The organism is Cohaesibacter haloalkalitolerans (genome assembly GCF_003574655.1).
Taxonomy (GTDB): domain Bacteria; phylum Pseudomonadota; class Alphaproteobacteria; order Rhizobiales; family Cohaesibacteraceae; genus Cohaesibacter; species Cohaesibacter haloalkalitolerans.
In genome coordinates, this window is the sequence record NZ_QNUM01000002.1 from 305,988 (window position 1) to 322,101 (window position 16,114).

Annotated in this window: 11 protein-coding genes; 5 read left to right on the forward strand and 6 right to left on the reverse strand. The window is 57.5% G+C overall.

The genetic code is table 11. The features are described from left to right. Window positions 1-305 precede the first annotated feature (305 nt). From DSL70_RS05250 to DSL70_RS05260, 3 genes are all read left to right on the forward strand, one after another. Window positions 306-1,763 (forward strand): methyl-accepting chemotaxis protein, encoded by a 1,458-nt coding sequence (locus DSL70_RS05250; RefSeq protein ID WP_119306857.1) that lies wholly within the window; start codon window positions 306-308, stop codon window positions 1,761-1,763. A 319-nt stretch (window positions 1,764-2,082) separates the two neighbouring features. Continuing rightward, entirely contained in the window at window positions 2,083-2,988 is a 906-nt protein-coding gene (locus DSL70_RS05255) for a DMT family transporter (protein ID WP_119306858.1), read from the forward strand. Window positions 2,989-3,263: 275 nt separating this feature from the next. After that, a complete protein-coding gene (locus DSL70_RS05260; protein WP_119306859.1) occupies window positions 3,264-4,100 on the forward strand; it encodes a universal stress protein in 837 nt (278 codons plus the stop codon). Between the two features lie 98 nt (window positions 4,101-4,198). On the opposite strand, the gene DSL70_RS05265 is transcribed toward DSL70_RS05260, so the two are convergent. Next, on the reverse strand, window positions 4,199-4,552 hold the full coding sequence (locus tag DSL70_RS05265; protein ID WP_119306860.1) for a hypothetical protein: 354 nt from the start codon (window positions 4,550-4,552) through the stop codon (window positions 4,199-4,201). A gap of 474 nt (window positions 4,553-5,026) precedes the next feature. Here DSL70_RS05265 and DSL70_RS05270 point away from each other — a divergent pair, with 474 nt between their 5' ends. Continuing rightward, window positions 5,027-7,741: a bifunctional acetate--CoA ligase family protein/GNAT family N-acetyltransferase gene (locus tag DSL70_RS05270; RefSeq protein ID WP_119306861.1), complete on the forward strand. Its 2,715-nt coding sequence runs from the start codon at window positions 5,027-5,029 to the stop codon at window positions 7,739-7,741. A 420-nt stretch (window positions 7,742-8,161) separates the two neighbouring features. Here the strand turns inward: DSL70_RS05270 and DSL70_RS05275 are convergent, their stop codons facing one another. Then, entirely contained in the window at window positions 8,162-8,539 is a 378-nt protein-coding gene (locus DSL70_RS05275) for a hypothetical protein (protein WP_119306862.1), read from the reverse strand. A 374-nt stretch (window positions 8,540-8,913) separates the two neighbouring features. Between DSL70_RS05275 and DSL70_RS05280 the strand changes: the two genes are divergently transcribed. Next, the gene (locus tag DSL70_RS05280; protein WP_119306863.1) at window positions 8,914-10,731 is read left to right on the forward strand and encodes a P-loop nucleotide/nucleoside kinase family protein; all 1,818 of its coding nucleotides are present in this window, start codon (window positions 8,914-8,916) and stop codon (window positions 10,729-10,731) included. A gap of 59 nt (window positions 10,732-10,790) precedes the next feature. Here the strand turns inward: DSL70_RS05280 and DSL70_RS05285 are convergent, their stop codons facing one another. From DSL70_RS05285 to DSL70_RS05300, 4 genes are all read right to left on the reverse strand, one after another. After that, on the reverse strand, window positions 10,791-12,977 hold the full coding sequence (locus DSL70_RS05285; protein ID WP_119306864.1) for an ammonium transporter: 2,187 nt from the start codon (window positions 12,975-12,977) through the stop codon (window positions 10,791-10,793). Between the two features lie 199 nt (window positions 12,978-13,176). Then, window positions 13,177-13,707 (reverse strand): GDYXXLXY domain-containing protein, encoded by a 531-nt coding sequence (locus DSL70_RS05290; RefSeq protein ID WP_119306865.1) that lies wholly within the window; start codon window positions 13,705-13,707, stop codon window positions 13,177-13,179. Beyond that, window positions 13,704-14,957 (reverse strand): DUF4401 domain-containing protein, encoded by a 1,254-nt coding sequence (locus tag DSL70_RS05295; protein ID WP_119306866.1) that lies wholly within the window; start codon window positions 14,955-14,957, stop codon window positions 13,704-13,706. The genes DSL70_RS05290 and DSL70_RS05295 overlap by 4 nt, the downstream gene beginning before the upstream one ends. Further along, window positions 14,954-16,012, reverse strand: a complete 1,059-nt coding sequence (locus DSL70_RS05300; RefSeq protein WP_162916373.1) for a DUF2157 domain-containing protein — start codon at window positions 16,010-16,012, stop codon at window positions 14,954-14,956. Before DSL70_RS05300 ends, DSL70_RS05295 begins: the two co-directional genes overlap by 4 nt. Between the last annotated feature and the right edge of the window lie 102 nt (window positions 16,013-16,114).

A 16,114-nucleotide genomic window follows, 5' to 3' on the forward strand; every position in this document is an offset into this window, starting at 1 on the left:
AATTACCTGTTTTTTAATTACTTTCTCCATAGTTAGAGCAACCAACAAAGGGCATTGTTCATCAACAGGTGCTCGCCGTGCGAGGAACGCCAACACCGGCTGTCACGAGGTACCCCCCCCCCCCCGGTGTCCATGACGAACCGAGCCAGAGCAGGCAGTGCCTTTATCAATCAGATGTCCGGTTTGTTGGATGTGGTGAAGCATTCTCGTCCTGCCTCCCGACACGTCTGCTGAAAGAACGAAGGAGTGACCCGCCTTCGCTCGATGGATCAACTGAATAAAACAATAATAAGTGAGTAGGTGTCATGATCAACCTCAATAGCATCAGAGCGCAATTTCTGAAATTCATCGTAGGGCTTCTGTGGCTGAATGTCGGATTGGCTGCTGTCTTTACCGTCTCCCTGACCAGCAGTAGCAGCTGGATCGCAGTGGCGGTTGCGCTGGTCGGAGCCAGCGTTACGACGCTTTCGGCGCTCAAGAGCCGAGCCTCCCTGATGACACAGGATCTCAGCGCCGTGGCCCTTGCGTCTCAGGTCGCCCTGATTGTCTATATCTTCTCTGAACATCCCTACCAGATCGACTGGCACATGTATTTCTTTGCCACGCTGGCGGTTCTGGCTGGCTGGTGCAACTGGCGCACAATCGTGATTGGCGCGGCTGTGATGGCCGTCCATCATCTGGTGCTCAACTTCGCCTATCCGATGGCCGTGTTCCCGGATGGTGCCGACATGATCCGGGTTCTGATGCATGCTGCAGGGCTGATCCTGCAGGCCGGGGTTCTCATCTGGCTGACGGCAACGCTGGAAAAGGCCATCTCCGCCGCCAACGAGGCAATCGATGAGGTCAATGTCGCTCACAACAAAGCGACCACGCTGGCTGAGGAACAGGAACAGATCCAGGAACGGGCAAAGGCCCGCGCTGGCTCGATTGACAAATTGATCGATCAGTTCCAGTCGAGCATCAGCGACATGCTTGATCGTGTTGGTCAGCACAGCAACAGCCTTGAAACCATTGCAAAGGCCCTGTTCGACAAGACCGAGAGCACCCTTTCGCAGTCCCGTGAAGTGGCAACCGCCTCCACCCACGCGACGACCAATGTGGAAACAGTCGCCTCTTCGGCAGAAGAGCTTGCCTCTTCCGTCGACCAGATCTCCAACCAGATCGGCGCAGCCCAGCGCGTTGTACTGGACACCTCCCGGGCGGCCCAGAACACCAACGAGAAAGTGGCAAGCCTTGACAGCTCGGCCCAGCGTATCGGGCAGGTTCTGACCCTGATCCGCGACATTGCCGAGCAGACCAACCTGCTGGCGCTCAACGCCACGATCGAAGCCGCCCGCGCAGGCGAAGCAGGCAAAGGCTTTGCGGTTGTGGCCGCCGAAGTCAAGGAGCTGGCCAACCAGACCTCCAAGGCGACCGAGGAAATATCCGCCCAGATCAGCGACATCCAGCTGGCAACCAAGGACGCTGTACAGGCCATTGAGGCGATTGCTGCTTCGATGCAGAATGTCAACAGCTTCACCAGCTCGATCGCCGATGCGGTGTCGCAGCAGGGAGAGGCAACGCTTGAAATCAGCTCAAGCATCCAGAAGGCGGCCCATGGCACGACCGCCGTTGACGCCAACATCGACGAAGTCACAGCCTCGGTGTCCGAAACCTCCGAAAGCGCCCGCGAAGTGCTCAAGGGGTCCCACTCCGTGGCAGAGGAAACCCAGCGTATCCGCAATCAGATCGCAAGCTTCCTGTCATCGGTCAGGGCAGCCTGAACCGTTTCAACATTGCATCTTGATAAGGGGAGCTTCGGCTCCCCTTGTTGTTTCAGCGGCCAGCCAGCCCCCTCCCTCGGCAAACTGCCCCTTTATCCTGCCCGTCTATCCAGTTCTCCGGCAACGCTCAGGGCACCATGCGCAGATCATCGCTTCGCCGCGGCCGAGGTTGACGGGAAACTGGATAGTTTTGTCGTTTGCCGAATAAACACTTGAATTTATAACGATTGAAATGGATAATTATCACCATTCTTAAATTGCGCGATTGTTCGGTTTTCTCCGAATTCTGTCGCTCCCTCCCCCGTTTGAAAGCTGCCCCATGAGACTTTCCGGTCCCTTCTACGCAATGCTTGCCGTCACGATTTTTGCCGCTCAGGACACCATTACAAAGGTCATCGGCTCAAGCTACTCCCCGGTCCAGATTACCATGGTCCGCTATTGGGCGTTTGCGCTGTTTGCCATTGTCTGGGCGCTGAGATCGAAGAAGGGATTCCGACAGGCGATCCATACCAATCATCTCTGGCTGCAGATCGCCCGCAGCTTTCTGCTGGTCGGCCAGATCATCATCTCCATCCTCAGCTTCGCCTATGTGGGCCTTGCCATGAGTCAGGCGATCTTTGCGGCCAGTCCACTGGTTGTTGCGGTGCTCTCGGTGCCGCTGCTGGGCGAAACGGTTGGCTGGCGGCGCTGGTTGGCAATCGTTATCGGCATGAGCGGCATGATGCTGATCATCAACCCGTTCGGGCAGGAATTGTCACCGTGGCTTGTCATGCCGGTTCTCTGCACCCTGACGCTGGGCTTCTACAACATCATGACCCGCATCGCGGGGCGGCACGATTCGGCATTCGTCAGCTTCTTCTATACCGGCGTTATCGGCCTGATCGTGACCAGCGTCGTCGGTCCCTTCTTCTGGGCACCGATCACTCCGGTCGACTGGCTGTGGCTCGGCGCGCTCTGTGTGACCAGCGTGAGCGGCCACTATTTCCTCATCAAGGCGCTGGCCCTGACCGAAGCCGTGACCGTGCAGACCATCACCTATTTCCAGTTGGTCTATGAACTGCTCATTGGCTACTTCATCTTCACCGAAGACGTGACCATGGTCATGCTGCTCGGCTGCGTCATTGTCGTGGCTGCCGGAGCCTTCACCATCTGGCGCGAGCATGCTGTCAAACGTGCCAACCTGAAGGCGTTGAAAGCAGCGGAAGCCGCTGCCCAGCCGCTCTGACAAGTGAGGGCTATCACGCTGGAAACATTATAATTTCAGCATTCTGCGTACTGGTTTGACCACATCTACTGCCTAAGTATATACCCGAAGCCATTAAATCGGGGAAATGATTGATCCCTGTCAAAGAAGCCGGGTAAAGCCCGGCTGCATAGTTTCAGGCAAGGGATATTGCTCCGGTCTTTTCACGCCAGTGGCAAGGCCGGAAATAATGCGAGCAATATACACATGGTGCACAGCAAAAGTCGCTTGTGCTCCGGCATATAGAGGAGCCAAACATGGCCATTAAAGACGTTGTCTGCATTTTGGACATTGAAACGGATCTTACGACAGCCACGGTACAGATCGCCAACGAACTGGCCTCCCAGATGGGTGCCCATCTGACAGGTGTCGCGCCGCTGATCGAACCGATTGTTCCGGCACTCATGGTGCAACCCGTTCCAGATCAGTTTATTACCGACGCCAGAAACAGGGCCAAGGATAAGGCGGAATCTGCGATCGAGCGCTTTGCCGAATATGCCGAAGTCAACGGCACCCCGTTTGAAACCCGCATTCTGGACATCATGCCCGGCGGCCTTGACACGCTGCTCAACCATGCTCGCATGTGCGATCTGATCGTCATCGGGCAGGACCATCCGGACCGTCCCGAACCGCTGAGGGCAGACCTCATCGAAGCAGCCCTGTTCGATTCCGGCCGCCCCATCCTGCTGGTGCCCTATGTCGGAGTGGAAGCCTTCTCGGCCAAGAAGATTCTGGTCGCCTGGGACGGGTCGAAAACCTCGGCACATGCCGTCTATGCCGCCATGTCGATCCTTGAAAAGGCCGACGAGGTGCAAGTGGTGATGGTCGACGCCGAAAAGCTGCATCTGCCGGGTGATCCGGGTGCTGATCTTGCGGTCTATCTCTCCCGCCATGGTGTCAACGTGACCGTCCAGAAGATCCCCTCCACCGAGGGCGGGGCGTCCGATGCGCTCGTCAGGCACATTGAAGCCAACGGCAACGATCTGGTTGTCATGGGTGGCTATGGCCACAGCCGCGTCAGAGAGTTCATCCTTGGTGGTGTAACGCGCGACATGCTCGATACCATGCCGGTTCCGTGCTTGATGGCCCATTGATGATCGCCTGATCGACCGTTCACGACAGACAACAAAAAACCCGGAGTCCTCTGGACTACCGGGTTTTGCATACCATGATGGTTACCTGACCTGTACGATCACTTGAAGAAGATCGCCCAACTCAAGACCAACTGGATGAGGGCGAAAATGGGCAGCCACGTATGGCGCAGCTGTTCAACCGACATCAGCTGCTTGATTTCGTCCTGTTTTTTCAAACGCCGTTCAACACGCTCAAGCCTGTTTTCGACGGAGAGACTCTTGAGATGGATATCCTCGATGGGGGCAACCTGGTGAAGCAGCATGTTCACCTGCTCCTTGAGGTCTCCCATCTGTTTGGCAACCATTTTGGCGTCAGAGGAGTGTCCATAATCTGCCGCCCGGATCTTGTTGCCAAGGCTATTGATATCCGCCCTGATCCTTCGAATCTCCAGATTGAATTCTTCTGGTTCCACTGTTGGCCTCCCAGCAGCAATTCCACGAGTTTTCTCCAGACTATCAGCAATGGTTTAAATTTTTGTTCATATGCTTCAACTCGTTGCCGCAGCAATCAAGTTGACGATCCAGCAATCAGACCGCCAATTCAAGCCAATTACATAAATTTTTATTCAAATATTGTTATTTTCTTTTATGAACAAGTGCACTTCTATTTACAAACACACCCATATTGATATCAATACTGACCAATCCATCCAATTGACCATTATGAAATGATTAACCCTGTTCGGAAATAGATCGAAACAGTAAACAACTTTTCGGTTCAGCAGCCGATACGTCTCATGCATGAAAAGGCACGTTATACTTCTGGACGAATTGGAACGAAAACCTTTGAGAATCGAAGCACTTTGACAGAAACTATTGCCAGATCTGTCTTTTCAGCACCCGGCCGATGAAGCCGGGTCCACTCAGACCGAGGCTCTGATTTCGATATGAGCAGTTTCAATCTTGATGTCTTCTTTCGCCCTCGCAACGTTGCCCTGATCGGGGCATCCGCAACAACAGGAAGCATCGGCAATGCGCTGGTGAAGAACCTTCTGGAAGGCAAGTATCGAGAAAAGCTGTTTCTGGTGAACCCCAAGGGAGGGACGGTGGAGGGAATTCCGGTCTACAAGTCCATCCCCGAAATCGACGGGATCGTCGATCTGGCCATCGTCGCCATCGCTCCGCCATCCGTGGTTGAAACCATCGAACAGCTCGGCCAGAAGGGGTGCCGCGGCGCCATCATCCTGTCCATCAACATGGGGGCCGGAGAAGGCTCGCTGGCCGATGAGGCCGCCGCAGTCGCCGCCCGTCATCACATTCGCCTGCTCGGCCCGAACACCATCGGGGTGCTGTCGCCCATGGCTGGCCTCAATGCTTCCTTCAGCCATGTCCCCGGCCTTTCCGGTGATCTGGGGCTGATCTCCCAGTCGAGTGCCATCGTGACATCCGTCGCCGAATGGGCCAGCCACAACAATGTCGGCTTTTCCGGCATGGTGGCGCTGGGTGACAAAGCTGATGTCGATATTGCCGACATGCTGGACTATTTCGCCATGGATCCGCAAACCCGCGCGATCCTGCTGTATATCGAGAATATCCGCGATGCCCGAAAGTTCATGACTTCGGCGAGGGCTGCTGCACGCGCCAAGCCGGTGATCCTGATGAAGACGGGCCGCCATCCGCAAGGATTGGCGGCGGTCGCCTCGCGCAAGAGCGCTCTGGCGGGAGCCGATGAAGTCTATGATGCCGCCTTCGAGCGGGCTGGTCTGCTCAGGGTGTTCAGCCTGCATGCCATCTTCGATGCGGTGGAAACCCTCACCCATATCCGGACCCTCAAGGGCCATGATCTGGCAATCGTGGCCAACAGCAATGGCGTCGGTGTGCTGGCCGTGGATCACCTGGTGGAAAGCGGCGGCAGTCTGGCCACGCTTTCAGAGGAGACCATTGCCAGGCTGGATGACATCCTGCCCGCAGGATGGTCACGCAACAACCCGGTCTATATCGTTACCGACGCCAACACCGAGCGCTACAAGGCAGCTCTCGATGTGGTCATGGATGACAAGGGCGTCCATGCGGTGTTGGGCATGTTCAGCCCGTCGGCCATTGGTTCAAGCGAGGATGCTGCCCGCAGCGTAGCTGCCCTGATGGCCGAGCGCAAGAAGGCAGGCAAGCGGCGGGTGCCGGTCTTCGCCGTCCGGCTCGGCGGTGGGCCTGATGTGGTCAAGCTCTATGAGGATGCGGACATCGCCCATTTCGAAACACCTGCCGATGCCATTCAGGGCCTGAGCTATGTCCTGCGCCACATGAAGGCGCAGGATCAGCTGATGCTGATGCCCCCTGCCCTTGGCACGTTCCAGCCCGATTATGAGGCTGCCCGCACGGTGATCGACGAGGCGCTGGTCGAGGGGCATGACTGCCTCGATGCGGTTGACGTTTCAACGCTGCTGAAGGCTTATGGCCTGCCGATGGCAGCGTCGCACGCCGCCGCCAGTGCGGTGGAAGCTGCCCAGTTGGCAGCCCCGATCATCTCGGCCCACGGCGCTGCGGTGGTCAAGATCAACAGCCCGGACATTCGCTTCAAGTCCGATATTGGCGGCGTCGTTCTCGGGCTTGCCAACAGCGGAGCGGTGGCCACAGCCGCCCAGCAGGTGCTGGAGCGGGCCCGAGAGGCTCATCCACACGCCAACATCAAGGGCGTCACCGTGCACCCGATGATCCGCAAGCCACACGCCATCGAACTGCTGGCAGGAATGATGGTTGACGAAGTATTCGGCCCGGTGATGGTCTTCGGACGTGGCGGCACCGCAGTGGAGGTCATCCGCGACAAGGCGCTGGCCCTGCCACCGCTTGACCTTTTGTCAGCGCGGGCCATGATCGAGAAAACCCGCGTCAATCGCCGTCTTGAAGGCTATCGGGATACCGCGCCTTGCGACAAGGATGCGCTGGCGGAAATGCTGGTTCGGATGAGCCAGATGATTGCCGATTTCCCGGAAATTCAGGAGCTGGATTTCAACCCGGTGCTGGCAGACGTCAACGGCAACGTGATAGCCGACGCCCGGGTGCGCGTTGCCCCGACGACCCAGCACGACCATCCGCATCAACGGTTTGCCATCAAACCCTACCCCAACGAATGGGAGCAGGAGCGTCAGCTCAAGGACGGGCGTATTGCCTTCATCCGCCCCATGCGGCCGGAAGACGAGGCCCTGTTCCCCTCCTTCTTCGAGCGCGTTACCGATGATGACATGCGCCTGCGTTTCTTTTCGGCAGCGCGCAGCATGAGCCACGCCTTCATCGCCCGCCTGACGCAGATCGATTATGCCCGCTCCATGGCCTTCATCGCGCTGGACAAGGACAGCGGCGATATGCTCGGTTCTGTCCGTCTGATGGGTGATACGGACCATGAGAAAGGCGAATATGCGGTCATGGTGCGATCGGATCTCAAAGGGCTTGGGCTGGGCTGGATCCTCATGAAACTGATCCTTGCCTATGCCGAAAAGGACGGTTTCAGAGAGGTGGAAGGCGAAGTGCTGCGCACCAACCAGACCATGCGGCAGATGTGCGAAGCCCTCGGGTTTGACACGCGCATGGATCCGGACGATCCGGATCTGGTGCATATGGTCTTTCAGGTGCCCGACATTTCGGACAAGATCGCAAACCTCATCTGACGAGCCCCTCCCAAAGGGGCCATACCTGATGCCACACAACCATGCCCGAAAAAATCACGGGAGTGCAATAATGGGGGACCATTGCACTCCCGCTCTGTTCAGAAAAGCTGAAAGGAAAGCCGCCGCGCTCTTCTCTCATCTCTTTTCCCGTGGTCTTGCAGGCAACTCACCGGGCTCTCTCCCGAAATACTGAAAGGGCGAGGCCTTGCAATCCGGCTCAGGACGAAGGTGGGGACTCAAAACAAACTGAGACTTCGTTCCCGAACTGTTCGAGCATGGTGATTCTCGCGTATCGTCTCTTTGACTTGGCTCAAATTTTTGTCTGGGCCATGTAAAATAATATTCCTCCATAAGGAAAAATACAGGATATTGTATCAGATATCTGATAACGTACCCTATTTTAAGTGGAATGCGCCTCCTTCAGACTGGTTCAACCGTTACCACCTGAAAGGTGTAGAGCTCGCCATCCTCATCCTTGATAGAGACATATTCACCCGGTGTGAAGGCATGGGCGCCAAAGCGATAGCCTGCCTCGACATCGTCTTCTCCGTTGATGTCGTAGCTGAAAGCCCAACTGCCTCCAGGCCTGTGAATGAGATGGCCGATCTCATCATTCTCCCCCGCCCAGAAGCGGCGGACCCGGCATTGCTCCCGGTGATCTCGCCATTCCTCCGGATCGATAAACCGCTCTTCGTTGAGGGGGGCGACGAATTCGTAGCCATGAAGTGCGCTTCCTGCCGGAAATTCGGCATTGCGTGCCAGGTTCAGTCTTATTTTGTGCATGGTGCTCTGAGCCATTTTCTACTCCTCCGACAGATTTTTTCAGCTTGTGGTGAACGCTCTTTACAACTGTTCTGAAAATCACCCGGCAGCGACAGAAATTGGCCCTGTCGTTGCCATCGGATGACTACAGATAATTCCGGGACCACACTTTTGGTATCTTTGAGGTATTTGGCTTGATTATAACATTTCTCGCCTTCAAACTATAAAGTTAAACATTATGCCTATGTTATACTTTAGGAATTCTACTTTTTATTTATCTTGATTTCCATCAATGCAGTTACGCGCCATCCTCGCCAAACTCCGGCCCAAGCTCTCAACCGCCATTTGATTTGGTATTGCATGCAAAGTGAGAGTTTTACTCCAAGTAAAAGTGATCAGGACCGGATCCAATGGGTATTGAAAATTCCCAACGCAGCAGATCAGCCACATTATCTTCCAACGAGTCCGAGAGTGTTCTCCGTGAGCGCCATCCGGTGTCAGCGGATCGCTACGCGCTGTTGCAGGAAAAGGTCATTGCCTTTCTGAGTGCTCCGGAAAGCTACGGGCTGGAAGCCTCTGTCGAGCGCATGGAGACCCCTCAGTTCCTGTTCTTCATGGCGGGAGACTTCTGCTACAAGCTGTTGCGCCGCAACGCCCTCGGGCGCAACGAACCCTTCTCGCTTGATGAGCGCCACAGTCTGTCAGCCAAGGAAGTGTTGCTGGGGCGCAACTATGCGCCAGAGCTGTATCTCGATCTCATTCCCGTGCGCCAGCGTGGCACCATGCTGACCATGCAGGTTCCGACAGCGGAACAGCAGAGCCGCGTTGCCGACACCATCAGCCATGGCGACGAGAGTGCCATTGTCGACTGGGTGATCGTGATGCGCCGCTATGATTTCTCCAAACGCTACGATCATTTTGCTGAGCTCTATCAGCCCAATTTCGCCGAGTGCCGCGAGCTGGCTCGTCTGGTCACGCCGGGGCACACGATCGATACGCCAGCCAAGCACGTCCATGCCTGGCTCGACCTCATGGATGAGATGTTTGATGATCTGGAGCCCGTGGTCCGCAAGCTTGGCATCAAGTCCAAGAAAAACACCCTGCGAGCCTGTTTCAACCGGGCTCAGGACCAACTCGACCGCACCAGGGCAGCCATCCAGCGCCGGGCCGACCGGGGCCTGTTCGGTCAGATCCATGGCAACCTGCGTCTACGCAACGTGGTCAAGCTTTCGGACGGGCTCCGCATGGTCAACCCGAAGGTCAACGGCTCAAAAAGCGTGATGCGCGACCATATCGGCGATCCATTCTACGATCTGGCCACCCTGATTGGCGAGTTGTGGTCGCGCGGGTTCACCCGGCAGGCCAACTGGGTCTTCTCGCATTATTGCAATCGCCTGTTCGACAGCCATGCTCTCGAAGGCTTGCAGGTGCTGGACCTCTATATCTTCCTGCAGGCCCTAGCCGATGCCAAGAATATCAAGGCAACCCTCAATGCGCGCGCGGCCACCGGCCAGACAATGCCATCAGGGCTGTTACAGGGCGGCACGGAAGAGACCGTCTTGCAGGGCCATATCAAGACCGCCCGCGACAGCCTGTTGCAGGACGAAACCCGGCTGATCGCTATCCGCGGGGGCAGCCAGACCGACCGCTCCAATCTGGCCCGTCTTCTGGCCCCGACCTCAGGGCGGATGCCCGGTGCGCTCTATCTCTCGGCAGAGCAGGAAAGCCTTGCCCTTTACGAGGTCGATCGCGCGGAGGATCTGCCCCAGTCATCAAGCCGCAACTCGGTCTGGGAACTGGTCTATCGCCGCATGGCCGACAAGGCGCGGCATGCTCTGGCCGCCGGCTATTCGGTCATTCTGGAAGGCGCTTTCGACACGCCGATGCTTCGTCAGCAACTGTCGGATCTGGCTGAGGATGCGGGCATTGAAAACTCCCTGATCGCGCTCAACCTCTTCTCCTGCAGCAAGGAAGACCTGCGCCGCAGGGAAGCGCTCTCGGCCTTCATGCCTCATCCCATGAAGCCCGTGGGCAACTCGGTCAACACCCCTGCTGCCATCGTTTCGCAGACCGCCCTCCCGCCTCTTCAGGAGGCCTCCCTTGACCATCGGGACACTGTGCACTGGATAGAGCTGGATGCTTCAAAACCGGTCAGCGAACAGTTGAGTCTGGTCCAGCAGCATATCAACGCCGCCTGGACCCCTGCCGCCCGGGGAACCTTGCATTGATGTCCTCTGCAGGCGAGGAAGGCTGATTTCAAAGAGATTGGGCTTTTGCAAGGGCCACTTCAAGCCACCTTGCGCCCTGAGTTCTGTGCCTTCGTCTGCCGCTTCCTGAACCGGCAGCGCAAGTGGGTGCCCGCCTGGTGCTCACTGGAAATGGCAAACTCTCCCCCCATCGACTGGACGAGGCGAGCCACAAGAATCAGCGGCAGGATCTGATTGAGCCCCAGTTCGTCAAGGGCACGGTCTTCAGACAGAGGCTCACGAATGGCCCGGATCTGACGGTTTGACAACGAGGTGCCGGTGTCGAGGCAATCGAGCACAACATATTGCCCGGAACTGTGCTCCTTGAGTTCCAGCCGCACCGGCTTGATACCGGAAGACAATTGCCGGTTCAGGGCCCCTTCCACTGTCAGTGTCAGAATACGAGCAAAGGCGTTTGCATCGCCATTGACGGTCAGACCCTTGTTGACAGGACAATCGATCTGGACCGGGCGGTTACGCACTTCGGCAAGCGCCTTGATGCGGTCGGAGCGCTCATGCAGCAGAGCAGCGATGTCGCAAATATGGTCATTGGCGAAGAAGCCATCGATCTGAGCCTCCTCCAGATCGCGCAGCAGCTCGATCTGATGGGCACCAGCGGACAGCACTTCGGCCGCAGTGATGACAATCCCCTCAAGCTCTGCCAACTCGGCCTGCAGGGGAATGTGGCGCGCCAGCTTGTCGATGTCGGTCTTCACCGGGACCAGCAGGCGGTCTAGCGCTGCCTGGCCCCACTGCAGAAACTGCTCGCTGTTGAGGTCACCGGTGTCTCCCTTGCGCAGGATCTCCTCGAGCAGCATCATGATATCTTCCGCCTTCACCCGGACACTGTCTTCGGCCAGCCGGATTCGAGCCACCATGGCCGCCCCTTTTCTGGGGTCGGTGCTGGTAGACAGGATGCGATCGGTTGCCCGGATGGTGGCATCATGCAGCCCGACAATCGCCTGTGTGAAGTCCGTGGAGATCTTGACCAGCACAGAGTTACGTTCCCCGGAGCCGAGCATCTGGCGGTCATTGAGCCGCATGACATTGGAAATCATGAAGTCGGGCTCACTGAGGAAGCCAAAATGGGTAACGGAAAGACCTCGCTTTTCATCGATTTCGCTGACCCGCAAACCACCTGCGAACCTCAAAAACTGCGCCGCAATAAACGTGACGAGGAACGACCAGGCACCGATTGCTCCGATGCCGATCAACTGGATGACAAATTCATTGGCAAGGCTGTCGCCATATTCCTTGAGCGCGAGCGGGGCCATCAGCCCACCAACAAATCCGCCCGACAGGAAAGCCGAAATCAACTCGCCCGGATCATCGATCTCGATTGTCGCCAGAATACGGTTGAAACCGATGGAGACGGCACCGGCGAGCATGCCCGTAAGAGCCGCGTCAGCCGGCTCTGCATAAGCCGCAACCGAGGTCAGCGCGACCGTGCCGGCCAGCGCTGAAGTCGAGATATTCTGGGTCATTTCGCCCCGGCGCATGATCACCAGCATGAAAGAGCCAGCCAAGGTGGCAAAGCTGGAACCGATGAGCAACACGTAGAAGGCGGCTGTCATTTCGCCCAGGCTCGAGGAATTCATCGCCGTGAGCGTGACGATGGAAATGACAACGGAAATGACCCCCATGCCATACCAGGTTGGCCCCTGACCACGGGGTCGTCCCATCTGCATCGGGAAGCGCCCGAGGCGCGCACCAAGGCTCAACGATACCGCCAGAGCAGCGAAGCCGGACGAAATGAAAATCACAATGGTGCCGCCGCTGTCCAGAAATTTGCGAGCAAACAGCCATCCGTCGCCACTGGCGTCACTGTGCCAGGCCCAGTGCGCTGCCACCGGGGCTATGGCCACAGCCACAAACATGGAAAGCAGATTACCGGAGTGATATTTCCCGCGCTCGGCCATGGCGGCAGCTGTGCTAATGGCGGGAACGCTGAACAGCACCAGCAGTCGCAGGTCGGATTCCCCCTGCAACAGGTCATTGCGATGGGAAAAGCCGGTGGTGGATCCGATGAAGCCCTGAATGGTCTCGCCGCTGTAGAGCCCATATCCGATGGCCCAATAGGCGATGATTGAGATGCAGAATGCCGCTATAATCCTGAGAAACGTATCCAGTTCATTGCGATACTTGACCCGGCCGGACATCACCATGATCAGACCGAATGGCAGCCCCAAACCGAGAATAGACATGAGCATTCGGGCAAATTCGAGCATTCGGGTCTCTAAATCCAGCAAGCATGGCAATGTCCCCGAGCATCATAATCCAGACCCGGGCGCGGATATCACCCGAAAGCTTAACTGATTATGGTTAGCTTTGCGTTAATTGTGGCATTGCCGGAGCTCGGCCTAACTGGACGACGCGCTTGCCATAAGGCCATGCCTGGAGGCTGAATGCCTTCGGAACCGCCCCAGCCTACGGTCTGATTTCCGACAATGCCTCATTGGCCAACCCGACGAGCATATGGTCTCCATCGCTCCCCAGATGCATCATGCCGAAGCGGGCCGCGCTGAACTGGTCGCCATGGCCTTCCTGAAAGAAGAAGGACTGGGGCTCGATCCGGATGCTGTTACTGCCCTTGTCGGGCAGAAAGCGGAAGCTGAGCAGGCGTTCCTGCGGGGTGAGTGCCTCCCCCTCCCTGTGGAAGCGGTCAAAGCGCGCCCTTGCCTTGTCATCAAGGCTGAGCACGATCTTGCGCGAGGTCGGCCCCCGGGTTTCAAGGTCCGGATCCTCTTCTGTCAGGCGTTTCCATGCAGCTCCGGCCTTCTGCTCGGCCTCATAGCGCAGGCGCATGTAGTCACCCTGCATCAGGGAACGGGGATCAACAGGGGCCAGTTCGAGCAGCACCAGCTCTCCCCCGCGTCTCAAGGTTTCCCGCTCGAACAGCGAATAGTTGAGAACAGCCAGAACAGGCAGCAACGCCAGCAGAACAAGATGTCGTCTCATAGGCTGCGCCTCCGCGTGACCACCGATGGCGCAGGGCCGTCCGTTGCATTGCTCGCCGCATCCTCATCGGAGCTGTGCGACCAGCCGCGCCAGTAGATATAGCCCGACCCGATGAGCAGAATGGCCCCGGATGCGATAAGGATCAGGGATTTCTGCAACAGTGTCAGATCCAGCATGTAATAGTAGATAAAGCCGAAGACCAGCGCGAACAGCAACCCCAGCAGGATGTGCACCTGCCGGTGGGTGGCAAAGCCGAGGATCATCAGCCCCATGGCGAGCAGGATGCCGGCATTCGACAGCAGCGCCAACGCCAGCACACCGACGAAGGCGGCAATGATCGGTTCTGTTTGCTGGCCGAGCCTGCCCTTGCGACCGGCGACCCAGAGGATCAGCGCGCTCAGCGTAATCGCCAGCGTCACCTGGATCGACCATTTATAGCCGAACCCAAGGAACATCTGCAGCTTTTCCGACAGGTCTCCCCAATAGCTTTCGCCGCCGTTGACAAAGCTCTCGATGAGGCCGATGGCCAGACAGAGCGACAGCAGCAGCGCGTCATAGAAGGACGTCAGGGACTGCCGCAGCAGCGGCCAGCGCAGCAAGGCGGCAAGCGCCAGAATATGAGCCACCAGCAACAGGTCAAACCCGATAAGCTCCAGATTGCGCGGGCTGTCAGCCAACAGGCTGACCCACAGTGAGGCCAGAAAGACAAAGGCGGCAACAAAGCGCTCGATGGAGGACGGAAACACCACAAAGCTTATCACCATCACCAGTCCAAGAATGGCGGAGATCGTCCAGAACCAGTTGAGTTCGAATATGTCATGCACGATCTGGCCCAGCCCTGCGACCAGCGCAAATTTGCCAACCTGCAGGAAGGTCAGGGCAAGCTGGATGTAGAAATCACCACTGAGGCTGGTCTTCTTCATGCCGAGCCGATAGAGCAGCGACGCCAGCCCGATGAAAACCAGACCGTTGACGCTGAGGTTGACCATGCTGAGATCAAACAGGCCGAACAGATAGAGCAGATAGAGAAACAGGAAGCCGGAGATGATGGCCCCGATCGCACTGAGCGCCCTGAGATAGACGGGCGCCTCTTCTGTTCTGCTGGTCTTGATGACGAGGATGTCCCGCGCAATTGCATCGAGCCGATGGGCGTCAATCCGCTGGCTGTCGCGCAAATGCTTCAGCCAGTCCAGCACGCCGGGGGCTTCCATCAGGAAGCGGAAGACCTTCGGGTTTGGCATCTCGGTCATGACCCGGCCTCCTGCTCATCGATACCGCGCGCCAGCAGGCTGCGCAGATAGCCAGCAGCGCCACCGAAGCAGGCGACGGCGGCAATCGCGGTGAAGAATGTTGTTCCCAGAGAGGCGAAAATATCGTCAAACATGATGATGGCAACCGCCATGATGACCAGAATGCAGACCATCAGCAGTTCCATGGCCAGCGCAGGCACATCCGGTCGCCAGAAGCGAAAGGCCAGAAACAGCACCAGCGTGATCCCGGCGGCAACCAGAGCCGACAGGGCAACAGAGGCACTTGCCGTTTCCCAGTTGGCAATCCAGATCATCAGCGTCGGGAACAGAAAGCTCAACATGGCGGCCAGCAGCAGCCAACGCGTCCAGCGTGGTGCGAGCCAGCCGAAGGCTTCGCCCTCAGCCTCAACAGGGTCTGGCAGCAGCCATTCACGGGCCAGCAGCACCGCCCCGTTGGCCAGCGCATGGACCAGATACATCAGGCTGGTATGGTCATCCTCAAGCCCCGGCTGATCGCTCCACCAGAGATAAAAGGACAGGTTGGCAAGCAGCAGCCACAGCACCCAAAGCGGCAGGAACCGCCCGATGGCGGTCCAGAGGGTGATCAGAACCACCCAAAGCGCAAAGAACTGCCAGGCGTCGGCTCCGGTCTGGTAGATCTGACCGAAGACCGCCAGAAAGACGCCGGTCAGCACCGCCGCGGCAAGCAGCAGCAGGCGACCGGGCAAGGCCTCCTGTGGCAACAACCATGCACCAAGCGCGGTGAGGATGATTGCGCACTCGATGAGACCGAGCTTGACCAGATCGGGGATGGAGGCCCAGTTGAAGGCGAAGAAAAAGACAATCCCGGCCAGCACGAGACCTGCCCCGAAAGCCATCAGCATGACCATCGTCCAGCGTGCCCATAGGTGGCCTGGATGGAGCCAGCCAAGGCTTTCCAGTCGCAGATCCGGATCGATCGTACCTCTGGCAGTCAGTTCATCCAGCAGGTGGCGATCTATGCTCACGCTCTTGAGCAATTCAAAGCTTGATGGACCTTCTGGCTTGCTTTCCATGGCCGAGGCATTCCTCTGGTGTGCCGTTGTCGCAGACTCTCTTTGCCTTGCTGTATCCTCTGCCCAGAATTGGGGCCTTTTCAAGGATAATCTGCACGGCGT